This is a genomic window from Actinoplanes sp. NPDC023714, from assembly GCF_040639855.1.
Lineage (GTDB): Bacteria > Actinomycetota > Actinomycetes > Mycobacteriales > Micromonosporaceae > Actinoplanes.
In genome coordinates this window covers 268,930-280,393 of the sequence record NZ_JBFAAR010000007.1, presented here as the reverse complement: position 1 = coordinate 280,393, position 11,464 = coordinate 268,930, and the positions used below count along the sequence as shown (strand labels likewise).

14 protein-coding genes are annotated in these 11,464 nt (G+C 72.0%); 10 read left to right on the top strand and 4 right to left on the bottom strand.

The window, feature by feature from the left end:
• Positions 1-7: 7 nt before the first annotated feature.
• The 5 genes from AB0G10_RS29295 to AB0G10_RS29275 all read left to right on the top strand — a co-directional run bounded on the left by AB0G10_RS29295 (position 8) and on the right by AB0G10_RS29275 (position 1,806).
• Positions 8-376: an FKBP-type peptidyl-prolyl cis-trans isomerase gene (locus AB0G10_RS29295; protein ID WP_360928634.1), complete on the top strand. Its 369-nt coding sequence runs from the start codon at positions 8-10 to the stop codon at positions 374-376.
• A 103-nt stretch (positions 377-479) separates the two neighbouring features.
• Positions 480-749, top strand: coding sequence for a hypothetical protein (locus tag AB0G10_RS29290; RefSeq protein ID WP_360928631.1), 270 nt, complete (start codon positions 480-482; stop codon positions 747-749).
• On the top strand, positions 746-1,069 hold the full coding sequence (locus AB0G10_RS29285) for a hypothetical protein (protein WP_360928629.1): 324 nt from the start codon (positions 746-748) through the stop codon (positions 1,067-1,069). Before AB0G10_RS29290 ends, AB0G10_RS29285 begins: the two co-directional genes overlap by 4 nt.
• A 39-nt stretch (positions 1,070-1,108) precedes the next feature.
• On the top strand, positions 1,109-1,282 hold the full coding sequence (locus AB0G10_RS29280; protein ID WP_360928626.1) for a hypothetical protein: 174 nt from the start codon (positions 1,109-1,111) through the stop codon (positions 1,280-1,282).
• Positions 1,279-1,806, top strand: coding sequence for a GNAT family N-acetyltransferase (locus AB0G10_RS29275; protein WP_360928623.1), 528 nt, complete (start codon positions 1,279-1,281; stop codon positions 1,804-1,806). Before AB0G10_RS29280 ends, AB0G10_RS29275 begins: the two co-directional genes overlap by 4 nt.
• Before the next feature lie 75 nt (positions 1,807-1,881).
• On the opposite strand, the gene AB0G10_RS29270 is transcribed toward AB0G10_RS29275, so the two are convergent.
• Together AB0G10_RS29270 and AB0G10_RS29265 are read right to left on the bottom strand one after the other, a co-directional pair.
• The gene (locus AB0G10_RS29270; protein ID WP_360928620.1) at positions 1,882-2,763 is read right to left on the bottom strand and encodes a hypothetical protein; all 882 of its coding nucleotides are present in this window, start codon (positions 2,761-2,763) and stop codon (positions 1,882-1,884) included.
• 55 nt (positions 2,764-2,818) lie between these two features.
• Positions 2,819-3,028 (bottom strand): RNA-binding S4 domain-containing protein, encoded by a 210-nt coding sequence (locus tag AB0G10_RS29265; protein ID WP_360928617.1) that lies wholly within the window; start codon positions 3,026-3,028, stop codon positions 2,819-2,821.
• Between the two features lie 100 nt (positions 3,029-3,128).
• Between AB0G10_RS29265 and AB0G10_RS29260 the strand changes: the two genes are divergently transcribed.
• Positions 3,129-3,962, top strand: coding sequence for a DUF1775 domain-containing protein (locus tag AB0G10_RS29260; protein ID WP_360928614.1), 834 nt, complete (start codon positions 3,129-3,131; stop codon positions 3,960-3,962).
• 189 nt (positions 3,963-4,151) lie between these two features.
• On the opposite strand, the gene AB0G10_RS29255 is transcribed toward AB0G10_RS29260, so the two are convergent.
• Complete coding sequence (locus tag AB0G10_RS29255; protein WP_360928611.1) at positions 4,152-5,090, bottom strand: exopolyphosphatase; 939 nt, start codon at positions 5,088-5,090, stop codon at positions 4,152-4,154.
• Between the two features lie 166 nt (positions 5,091-5,256).
• On the opposite strand from AB0G10_RS29255, the gene zwf reads away from it, so the two are divergent.
• Together zwf and AB0G10_RS29245 are read left to right on the top strand one after the other, a co-directional pair.
• Entirely contained in the window at positions 5,257-6,750 is a 1,494-nt protein-coding gene (gene zwf, locus AB0G10_RS29250) for a glucose-6-phosphate dehydrogenase (protein WP_360928608.1), read from the top strand.
• A 93-nt stretch (positions 6,751-6,843) separates the two neighbouring features.
• Positions 6,844-7,176 carry an STAS domain-containing protein gene (locus AB0G10_RS29245; RefSeq protein ID WP_360928605.1) on the top strand — a complete coding sequence of 111 codons (333 nt, stop codon included), beginning with the start codon at positions 6,844-6,846 and terminating at the stop codon, positions 7,174-7,176.
• Here the strand turns inward: AB0G10_RS29245 and AB0G10_RS29240 are convergent.
• The gene (locus AB0G10_RS29240) at positions 7,173-8,222 is read right to left on the bottom strand and encodes an ROK family protein (protein ID WP_360928602.1); all 1,050 of its coding nucleotides are present in this window, start codon (positions 8,220-8,222) and stop codon (positions 7,173-7,175) included. The genes AB0G10_RS29245 and AB0G10_RS29240 overlap by 4 nt on opposite strands.
• 116 nt (positions 8,223-8,338) lie before the next feature.
• On the opposite strand from AB0G10_RS29240, the gene AB0G10_RS29235 reads away from it, so the two are divergent.
• Together AB0G10_RS29235 and AB0G10_RS29230 are read left to right on the top strand one after the other, a co-directional pair.
• The gene (locus AB0G10_RS29235) at positions 8,339-9,724 is read left to right on the top strand and encodes a DUF1800 domain-containing protein (RefSeq protein ID WP_360928599.1); all 1,386 of its coding nucleotides are present in this window, start codon (positions 8,339-8,341) and stop codon (positions 9,722-9,724) included.
• A 4-nt stretch (positions 9,725-9,728) separates the two neighbouring features.
• Positions 9,729-10,949, top strand: coding sequence for a DUF1501 domain-containing protein (locus AB0G10_RS29230; RefSeq protein WP_360928596.1), 1,221 nt, complete (start codon positions 9,729-9,731; stop codon positions 10,947-10,949).
• Positions 10,950-11,464: the final 515 nt, after the last annotated feature.

Genomic DNA, 11,464 nt, shown 5'->3' with positions numbered 1-11,464 from the left:
AGGATTCATGACCAAGCCTGACGTCGGCCCCATCCCCGACTCCCCCGCCAGCGAACTGCTGATCGAGGACATCGTCGAGGGCGAGGGCCAGGAGGCGAAGCCTGGCGACTTCGTCAGCGTCCACTACGTCGGCGTCGCCCAGTCCACGGGCAAGGAGTTCGACGCCTCCTACAACCGCGGCGAGCCGTTCGGCTTCCGCGTCGCCGGCCAGCAGGTCATCCAGGGCTGGGACGAGGGCGTGGCCGGCATGAAGGTCGGTGGCCGCCGCCGTCTCGTCATCCCGCCGCACATGGGCTACGGCGCCCGCGGCGCGGCCGGGGCGATCAAGCCCAACGAGACCCTGATCTTCGTGGTGGACCTGCTCGAGGTCCACTGATCGCTGCTGTTCGCGAAGGCCCGCCCGGTCCGCCGGGCGGGCCTTCGTGCCGTCCGGGGCGGCCCGGCTCGACGGTGTCAAACGAACGTCTTACGCTGGGTGGGTGGGGTACGAGTGGCTGACAGCGGCACTGGCTGCCCTGCGCGACGTCGAGACGTGGGAAGTCACCGAGGTTCTCTCCGCCGAGCTGCGGCTGCCGATGGCCGCGGAGAGCGCCGGGGTGCACTTCCTGACGATCAGCGGGCGGACCTCGTCCGGCCGGCCGCTGGTCGTCGCGGTGCGGCTTCTCGGCGGGCACCAGCAGCAGATCATCGGGGCCCGCGAGATGACACCGGACGAGCTGGCGCGGTTCGAGGCATGGGAGGCGTCATGACCCAGCAGTACTCCGACGATCAACTCAACGCGGCGGTGGCCGCCTTCGCCGGCGGCAGAGTCACGTACGACGAGGGAGCCCGGGTCACGCTGCCCCCGGCGCCCGAGACCGAGCCGATGGTCCCGCTCGGCGTCCGGGTGCCGCCGGCGCTGGCCCAGCGGGTCCGGGCCGCGGCCGACCAGGCCGGCGTCCCCTACTCCCAGCTGGTCCGCGAGTGGATCGAGCTGGGGCTCACCGAGATGGCCGGCGACCTCACCGTGTCGGTCGCGGTGCTCCGGCGGGCCATCGCGCACGCGGCCCAGAGCGGGCAGGCGGCATAAAAGGCCCGTCGTGCAACCGAACGGGTCGACCATGAGTTCATGGCTGAACAACACCACACCGAGGAACCGCTGAAGGTCCACGGCGACAAGCTGGCCGAGGCGTTCATCCAGGCCCACCTCGTCAACGCCCCGGCGCTGCCCGAGCACCCCAGCACGAAGCTGCCCGGCCGGCACCCGGCCGCCGAGAGGCAGCACGCGCATAATGCGGTGTGACCCCGGTACGCACCGTTCCGACCGCTGACCTGGACGCCGCCGAGCGGGCGGCGCTCCGCGACCTGCTCGACCTGGCGTTCGACGGCGGATTCGCCGACGAGGACTGGGACCACGCGCTCGGCGGCCTGCACCTCACCGTGCACGAGGGCGGGCGGCCGATCGCGCACGCCGCCGTGGTGCAGCGCCGGCTCCTGCTGGACGGCCGGACGCTGCGCTGCGGCTACGTGGAGGCGGTCGCGGTGCACCCCGGCCACCGGCGGCGAGGGCTCGGCGGCGCGGTGATGGCCGCCGCCGAGCGGGTGGTGGACCGCGCCCACCACCTGGGCGCGCTCTCCGCCTCGGACGACGGGCTGGCGCTCTACCGCGCCCGCGGGTGGCGGCTCTGGGACGGCCCGACCGCGGTGCTGGCGCCCTCCGGGGTGACCCTGACCCCGGAGGACGACGGCAGCGTGTTCACGTGGGGGCTCAGCGGCGGCGGCAGCGGGCCGCTCGTGTGCGACTGGCGCGACGGGGACGTCTGGTGACCACCCTCTTCGGCGGCGGCGGGGGTGCCGCCCCGATGCCGTCCTCGTCGAACTCGAACGGGTCGTCGAACGGGGTCACTCGGCCCTCCGCAGCGACGCGCAGCCGGACTCGTCGGGCAGCAGCGGGCGGAACGTCACCGACCACTGCTTGCCGCCGGACTCCCACGGGGTCTGCTGGTTCGCCTTCGCGGCCGCGGCCAGGACGGCGTCCTTCTCCGCGCCGGTGACGGCGAGGCAGTTCACCCCGGCGGTCGCGTTCAGGGCCTCCCCGGGCAGCCGCGGCCCGGGCCAGGTCACCGGCTTGCCGGCGAGGCCGTCACCCGGGTCGGTCCACGGGCGGGCGATCGCGGCGACCTCCTCCGGGGCGTAGGGCTGCGCGTCGGCGCCGAGGCTGGTCAGCTTGCCGACGAAGGTCTTCAGCCGCTCCCGGTCCGCCTTGTTCTCGGCGGTCAGCGCGCCGTCGTCGGGCTGGGCCTCGTTGAGTGCCTCCACCGCGACGGTCTCCGTGCCGTACCCGGTCGTGACCGTGACGACGGTGCTCGGGATGTCGGCGACGCCGGGCCGGCCGAAGTCGGCGCCGGTCTTCACCCCGGCCTCGGTGGCCTCGGCGGCGAGCTGGGTGACCTCCTCCGGCGTGATCCGGGCGACCTGGAGGTTGGGCAGCGCGGGCCCGGGATAGATCAGCGTGGTCGGCCCCTCGGTGATCACGCGGCCGTCGGCGTACACGCTCACGAGCGGCAGGCGACCGGCCAGGAACTGCGGCGGGACGAATCCGCCGCGGTACTGCACGCGCAGCACCACGGCGTCGGCGTCGGCCCGGGCGCTCTCGGTCACCGGGTCGGATGTCGCTCGGTCCGGCGCGGCGCCGGCCTCGCCGGAGGTGCCGGGCTGGGCGCAGGCGCCCAGCAGGACGATGGGGATGGCGGCGGCGGTCAGGAGTCCGCGGGTCAGGGTCATGATGGGTACGACGACCCGAGCGCCACGCCGGTTCCGTCCCGATTCGCATTTTCCCCTAAACGGCGACCCTCGCGCTCCGCCCCTGCACCTCGACCACGTCGCCGGGGTGGAGCTGGCGGCCCCGGCGGGTGTCCACCTCGCCGTTCACCTCCACGTCCCCGGAGGCGATGAGGATCTTGCCCTCGCCGCCCGTCTCGATGAGGTCGGCCAGTTTGAGGAACTGGCCCAGCCGGATCATGTCGCCGCCGATGGAAACGTCTCGCATACGGTCATCATCCGGTACGAGCGACTCCCGAAAACTTCCCGGGCCGCCGTTGAACCATCCGGGCCGGTGATCCGAACTACATGTCGTGAGGCATCTGGGGATGGCCCGCCGTGCGGGCGTGCTGACCGTGGTTTCCGCTGCCGCCGTGCTCTTCGCGGCCGGCCCGGCCGCGGCCGACGTGACAGTGAGCCCGGCGAGCGCGCCGCAGGGCAGTGGAGAGAACCTGACGTTCCGCGTCACCAACGACGGCGCGAAGCCGATCACCGAGGTGACGCTGAGGATCCCGGCGGACTCGCCGATCGCCGAGGTCTACCCGCTCTCGGTGGACGACTGGGCGCCGAGGATCGACTGGCAGAAGCTGAGCCGGCCGCTCGCGCAGATCCACGGCGCGACGCCGGTCGACGAGGTGCCGAGCGCGATCACCTGGATCGCGGTGAACGGCGCCACCATCGCGCCCGGGAAGTCGGCCGACCTGACCGTGGCGCTCGGCCCGCTGCCGACGCTGAGCTCGGTCGCCTTCACGCTGGACTCGAAGTACGCGGACGGCTCGGCCGCGCCGGCCATGCCGCCCGCCACGCTGGCGCTCACCCCGTCGGACGGGACCGCCACGACGAGCCACCACGGCGCCGCCGCCGGCGCGGCCGGGACGGAGCAGCAGGCGGCTCTCAGCCCGCAGGAGCAGGCGGCGTTCAACGAGATCCTCGAGGAGGGCGACGGGCCGTCGGTGCTGTCGCTCACCGGCTGGGCGGTCGCGGCGCTGGCGCTGCTCGGGGCCGGCTGGGCCCTGCTGCGCAACCGGCGCGGCGCCGTCGAGGACCGGCACCGGGCCGAGGAGGAGCCGGACTCCCCCACCGAGCCGGACGAGAACGAGAACGACGCCGAGAAGGAGCCGGTCGGCGCCGGCAGTACGAGCAAGTGGGCCTTCAAGGGCTGAGAGGACTCCGACGCAGGCCGGGTCCTGCGAGCGGGAACCTCACGCGGGTGGGCGTGAGGATGTCGTGGCGAGCGCGTGGGGCGCGGACCACGACCGGCGGGTGGGGCCCCGGGCAAGGCCCGTGATCCGCGCGTCGGGCGGCCGTTCCTTCCGGGGAGCGGCCGCTCCGTCGTACCCATGAAGGTTTTCTCAGACGGTGACCACCCGCTCGGTCCGCAGCGCGTCGATGATCTCGCGCTGCACGCGCTCGGATTCGTCGTGCGGGACCTGGCAGGTGCCGGCGGCGATGTGACCGCCGCCGCCGTAGCGCAACATCACCTCGCCGATGTCCACCGGCGAGCTGCGGTCGATGATCGACTTGCCGCAGGCGAAGACCGTGTTGAGCTTCTGCCGGCCCCAGATGATGTGCACCGAGACGCGGGCCTCGGGGAAGAGCGCGTAGACCATGAACCGGTTGCCCGCCTCGATCACCTCCTCGTCGCGCAGGTCGACGATCACCACGTCGCCGTCGAGGCGGCAGACCCGGTGCAGCTGCTCGACGAAGCGGGCCGAGCAGTCGTGGAACAGCTGGGCGCGCTCGGCCACGTCGGGCAGGGCGAGGATCTCGTGCACGTCCTGGTGCTCGATGCAGGCGTCGATGAGCTGCATCATGAGCTGGTAGTTGCTGATCCGGAAGGTGCGGAAGCGGCCGAGCCCGGTCCGGCTGTCCATCAGGAAGTTCAGCAGCGTCCAGCCGGTCGGGCTGAGGATGTCGGTGAGCGAGTAGTCCGCCGAGTCGGCCTGGTCGACGGCGCGCATGAGGTCGTCGGAGACCCTCGGGAAGCGCTCCCTGCCACCGAAGTGGTCGTAGATCACCCGGGCCGCCGAGGGCGCGTCCGGATCGATGATGTGGTTCGGCAGATTCCCCTCGTTGCGCAGCGTCTCCGAGTGGTGGTGGTCGAAGACCATGTGCGCGCCCGGGGCGTACGGCAGGTTCGTCAGGATGTCCCGCTCGGTGATCTCCTCGACGCCGTCCTGCACGTCCTTCGGGTGCACGAACTTGATGTCGTCGATCAAGTCCAGCAGACGCAGCAGCACGGCGCAGACCAGACCGTCGAAGTCGCTGCGGGTCACGAGCCGGTACTTCACGGGTCCCCCTCGGTTGCCAGACCTTTGATGACCAGACCTTTGGTGCCAGTTTGCCACTTTTTTCGCTATGGCCCTGCTCGCATCCCGGTATGGAGGTGAACCACCGCCTCGCCATCGCCGTAAGGTTCAGACGGACGTAACGACCCGGTCGGAGGACACGCAGACCATGGACCCAGCACCTCAGCTCATCCAGGAGCGCAGCGCACCACCGGCCACGCTGGTGATCTTCGGCGCCTCGGGTGACCTGACCCGCCGCAAGCTCCTACCGGCGGTCGAGAGCCTGGCCCGGCACAACCGGCTGCCCGACCAGTTCGCCCTGGTCGGCGTGGCCCGGACGCCGATGAGCGACGAGCAGTTCGCGGACAGCGCGCTCGGCGGGCTCACCCTCGCCGACAAGCGTCAGCTGGCCGGCGGCATCCGGTACGTCGCCGGCGGCTACGACGACCCGGAGACCTTCAAGCGCCTCGCCGAGACGCTCGACGAGCTGGACGCGCAGCGGGGCACCTCCGGCAACCGCCTCTTCTACCTCTCCACCCCGGCCGGCGCGTTCGAGCCGGTGATCAACGGGCTGGCCGGCGCCGGCCTGAACCAGGAGACCGAGAACACCTTCTCCCGCCTGGTCATCGAGAAGCCGTACGGTCGTGACCTCGCCACGGCCCGCGAGCTCGACGGCGTCGTGCACAGCGCGTTCGAGGAGTCGCAGGTCTTCCGCATCGACCACTACCTGGGCAAGGACACCGTCCAGAACGTGCTGGCGCTGCGGTTCGCCAACTCGATCTTCCAGCCGATCTGGGACCGCTCCTGGGTCGACCACGTGCAGATCACCGTGGCCGAGACGCTCGGCGTCGGCACCCGCGGCGGCTTCTACGAGCACGCCGGCGCGATGCGCGACATCGTGCAGAACCACGTGCTCCAGGTCCTCGCGCTGGCGCTCATGGAGCCGCCGGTCTCGTTCGAGGGCGAGAACCTGCGCAACGAGAAGGTGAAGCTGCTCCAGGCGATCCGGCTCCCCACCGACCGCGACATCGCCGACGCGGCGGTCCGCGGCCAGTACACCCGCGGCGGCACCCGCGAGGAGCTGATGGCCGGCTACCGCGAGGAGATCGGCGTCGACCCGCTGTCGCGCACCGAGACGTACGCGGCGATGCGCCTCAACGTGGACAACTGGCGCTGGGCCGGCGTCCCGTTCTACGTGCGGACCGGCAAGCGCCTGCCGGCCCGGGTCACCGAGGTGGCGCTGCAGTTCCAGCGCCCCCCGCACCTGCCGATCCCGACCAGCCAGCTCACCGAGCTCGACGCCGACGCCCTGGTGCTGCGCATCCAGCCGAACGAGGGCATCTCGCTGCGGTTCGGCGCCAAGGTGCCGGGCCACTCGTTCCGGGTGCGGACCGCGACGATGGACTTCTCCTACGAGAACACGTTCGTCGAGGAGTCGCCGGAGGCCTACGAGCGCCTGCTGCTCGACGCGCTGATCGGCGACGCGTCGCTCTTCATCCGCAGCGACGAGGTGCAGCAGTCGTGGCGGGTCGTCGACCCGATCATCGAGCACTGGGCGAACGACCGGTCGCCGATCCCGACGTACGAGGCCGCCTCGTGGGGGCCGACCGACGCCGACCGGCTCATCGGCCGTAACGGCAGGAAGTGGCGCAACGCCGCCTAGTAGACGCGCGGTCCGAGGCGGGCTCGCATAGGGTGGTCATCAACCTCGATGCCCCTCGAGCCCGCCCCGGCCCCGTTGCAGAAAGTCACCCATATGCAGGTCTCGGTCGCCCACCATCCGCCGAACACGGCCGTGCTCGTGCTGCGCGGATCCCTCGACATCGACACGGCGCCCGCGCTCAAGGCCAACCTCGGCCGGCTCGTCGAACGCCCGGCGCCGCGCGTCGTCGTGGACGTGTCGGGTCTCGACTTCTGCGACTCGATGGGCGTGGGCGTGCTGGTCACGGCGCACGGCCGGGCGTCCGAGCGGGGCGGCTGGGTGCGGCTCGCCGCCCCGTCGGGGTTCCTCCGGAGGCTGTTCGACACGCTCGGGCTGACCGAATACCTGCCGATGTTCCCGGACGTGCAGGAAGCGCTGAAGGACTAGCGGGCTCCGGCTGCCACGGCGTCCAGGGCCGCGACCGCCGCTCCCCGCGCACCGGCCATGTCCAGGTCGGCCACCAGGGAGAACGTCGCGGCCCGGGCCTGCTCGTCGCGGAGCTGGGTGCTCTCCCGGACCGTGTTGAGGAACCACTGCCGGAAGTGCGGGGCGGCCTCCACCACGCCGCCGCCCAGGAAGTAGGCGTGCGGGTCGGTGAAGTTCGCGGCGATCGTGAAGAGCTTGCCGATGGCCCGGGCCTGCTGGGTGAAGACGGCGACGGCGAGCGGGTCGTCCTTCTCGCCGTAGCCGCGCAGCAGCTTCGCCGCCTTCTCGATCGGCTCGCCCGCGAGCGGGTGGTCCGGGAAGCGGGTCAGCCAGTACGGCAGCAGGTTCTTCTTGATGCCGGTGAGCGAGGCGATGCTCTCCACGTCGCCCTCGAAGCCGCAGTTGCAGACCGGGACCGGCTGGCCGTCCTCGAGGACGCCGTGCAGCGGGATCTGGACGTGGCCGAGCTCCCCCGCCATGCCGGCCGCGCCGCGGATCACCTTGCCGTTCTCCACCACGCCGCCGCCGAGCCCGGTGCCGACGATCGCCGAGACCGAGCCCTTCTCCAGCGCCTCCGGGCCGAAGTGCCGGTGGTGTGCGTAGAGGGCGGCCGCGTTCGCGTCGTTGTTGTAGACGACCGGCAGGCCCAGGCGCTTCTCCAGCGCCCCGCGGATGTCGAAGCCGTGCCAGGCCACCATGTTGAAGTTGGTGGCGCCCTTCGACGAGATGACGCCGTTCGCGCTGGCCGGACCGGGGGTGTCCAGCCCGACCGCGCGCACCAGGGACAGCGGGGTGCTGGTCAGCTCCAGGATGCCGGCGAACGCCTCGGCGAGCTGCTCGACGGCGGTCTCCGGGCCGTCCGTCACCCGGCTCGGATTCTCCACGAGACTGCTCACCAGGAACTGCCCGGTGGCGTCCAGCACCGTGGCGTTGTTGCAGGTGCCGCCGTTGTCGAGCCCGACGACGACCCAGGAGGACGGGGTCCGTACCGATTCAGCCTGATCCACGGTCTTGAGCCTACGACGAGGGGCCTGCCGGGGTCACGGGTGCGGGCGGATTGCGGAACCGTTAGACACGGTTGCAGCCGCGCTTTTTCCCTCATGTCGCGCCGAACTCGTCTGGCATGACGGACCCGATCGTTCACCTGCTGCGCCGCGCCACCTTCGGCTTCACCGCGAAGTCCCTGGCCGAGGCCCGCAAGCTCGGCGTCACGGCGTGGCTCGACCGCCAGCTGAACCCGGCCGCCATCGCCGACCAGGCGTGTGACGAGGTGCTGCGGCGGCTTCCGCTCGCGGGCGCTTCCGCGGCCACGGTACGGTCTTCCGTCGCGCAGCACTCGTATGAGGCGTTCGGGCAGCTCGGCCGGGCCGCCGTGGCGCGCGCCGCGTGGAGCGAGCGGCAGCTCTTCGAGTCGGCCGTGATGTTCTGGTCCAACCACCTGCACGTGACCGCCCCCTCCAGCGGCGTCTGGGACACCCGGGCCGACTACGACGCCCAGGTGATCCGCAAGCACGCCTTCGGCAAATACGCCGACATGCTCAAGGCGAGCGCCCGGCACCCGGCCATGCTCACCTACCTCGACCAGCGGTCGTCGACGAAGGCGCACCCCAACGAGAACTACGCCCGTGAGCTCATGGAGCTGCACACGGTGGGCCTGGAATACTCCGAGGCCGACGTGAAGGCGGCGGCCCGGCTGCTCACCGGCATGACGGTCGGCAAGTCCGGCGCGTACGTCTACGACGCCTCGGCCCACGCGACGGGTCCCGTACGCATCCTCGGTTTTGATCATGCGAATGCCAAGGCGGACGGTGAGACGGCCGCGCTCGCGTTCCTCGACCACCTGGCCCGGCACCGGGCCACCGCCGAGCGCATCGCGACGAAGCTCTGCGTCCGGTTCGTCGCGGACGAGGCGCCGGCGTCGCTCGTCACCCGCCTCGCGGACGTCTACCTCGCCAATGACACCGCCATCGTGCCGGTGCTGCGCGCCCTGTTCACGTCGGCCGAGTTCGCGGCGTCGGCCGGCCGCAAGACCCGCACGCCCTTCGAGGACATGATCGCGACGATCCGGGCGCTCGGCCTCCAGCCGTCCTCGTCCGGGGTGAAGGACCTCGACGCCCTCTACAACGCCATGGTCGACGCCGGGAACGCGCCGTTCCGGTGGGCCGCGCCGAACGGGTACCCGGACGTCACGGCCGCCTGGCAGTCCCCGGCCGCGTTCGTGCTGCGCTGCAACCTGCACCTCAACCTCGCCGCCGGCTGGTATCCGAAGCAGCTCACCCGCCCCGCCGACCTGCTGAAGTCGCTGGTCCCGGCGCTGCCGGCCACCTACGGGGCGCTCGTCGACGCGCTCGCGATCCGGCTGATCGGCGAGAAGCTGCCGGCCGCGCACACGGCCGCCGTGCTCAGCGTCGTGTCGAAGCTGCCGAACACTGTGCTGAAGTCGGTCGGCGGCGACGCGCCGTATCTGATCGCGCTCGTCCTCGACTCACCGTCGTTCCAGCTGAGGTGATCACATGCTCTCCTGTGTCGAGCAGGCCGCCGTCCGGCGCCGCACGCTGCTCGGCGGGGCCGCGGCCGGGGTCTTCGCCTCCACCATCGCGGTGGACTTCGCGTTCGCCTCCGGGGTCTACGCCGGCGACACCCTCGTCGTGATCTCCCTGCACGGCGGGTTCGACGGGCTCTCCGCCGTCGCGCCGATCGGCGACCCCGACTACTACCGGGCGCGGCCGACGATCGCCGTACCCAAAAGCACCGTCATCGCCGGGGACGGGACCTTCGGGCTGCACCCGGCGCTCGCCCCGCTGCTGCCGCAGTGGAAGGCCGGCCGGCTCGCCGCCGTCCACGCGGTCGGCCAGCCCAACCCGACCCGGTCGCACTTCGCCGCCATGGAGGCCATGGAGAACGCGGCGCCCGGCACCTCCGAGCGCAGCGGCTGGCTCGACCGGATGCTCGGCGGCACCGGCGCCACCGCACCCCTGGCCGGGGTCTCGATGGGGCGCGCCATGCCGGCCCGCCTGCTCGCCGGCCCCGCCACCGACGTCTCGATGAAGTCGATCGACGCGCTCACCCTGGCCGGCGACGGCAAACGCCCCATCGCCGCGGCCCTGCGCGCCATGTACGCCGACGCCCCCGCCCACCTGGCCGCGCCCGCCCGCGCCGCCGACCGGGCGCTCGCCGCCATGGCCGGCCCGCGCTCCGCCGCCGCCGGCTCCGGCTACCCGGCCACCGAACTCGGCGCCGCGCTCCGCGACGTGGCCCGCCTGATCAGATCGAACGCGGGACTGGTCACCGCGACCGTCGACTGCGGCGACTGGGACATGCACGAAGGACTCGGGCAGGCCGTCAAGGGCCAGCGCATGCACGACAACCTCGCCGACCTGTCCACCGCGCTGGCAGCCTTCACGGCCGACCTCGGCGACACCGTCATGAAACGGGTGACCGTGCTGACGATCAGCGAGTTCGGCCGGCGGGTCGCGGAGAACGGTTCACACGGCGCCGACCACGGCCACGGCAACGCGATGCTCGTCCTCGGCGGCGGCGTTCGAGGCGGCAAGGTGTACACCCGCTGGCCCACGCTGGCCGCCTCGGCCCTGGTCGACGGCGATCTGGCGGCCACCACGGACTATCGCGCGGTGATCGGCGAGATCCTCCAGAAGCGGTGCGGTTTCGGTGATCTGTCCGCGGTCTTCCCCGGGGTCAAACCGTCGTCGTTCGGGCTGGCCGTGGCCCGCTGACCCGGCCCGCCGCCCGGCTGCACGCCAGGGTCGTGGTGGCGCCCGATCTGCCGCCCTCCGTACAGCCACCCGAGCCCGGCTGTACGCCATGGCTGCCTGCACGCCCGATTTGTCGCCCTCTCGTACAGCCACGCCATGCCGGCTGCACGCCACGGCTGCCTGCACGCCCGAATTGTCGCCCTCTCGTACAGCCACCCGAACCCGGCTGTACGCCATGGCTGCCTGCACGCCCGAATTGTCGCCCTCTCGTACAGCCACCCGGGGTCGATTCGCCGCTCTCCAGCACAACTGCAGCCGGCCGCGGGTGGCGGCTGACCGTGCGCCCCGGAACAGCGATGGGTGCAGCCGGGCGGGGACGGGCGGCGCGGGCGGGGACGGGCGGGCGCGGGCCTCGACCGGAGCGGGGCTGCGGTGATCGAGGGCGCTCAGGGGGTGACCGTGCAGTGGCGCGTGAGGCGCCTCGCGGCCTGGAGTGACGCACGTGCCCGCGTCGACGTTGCGGGACGGTTGTCGAT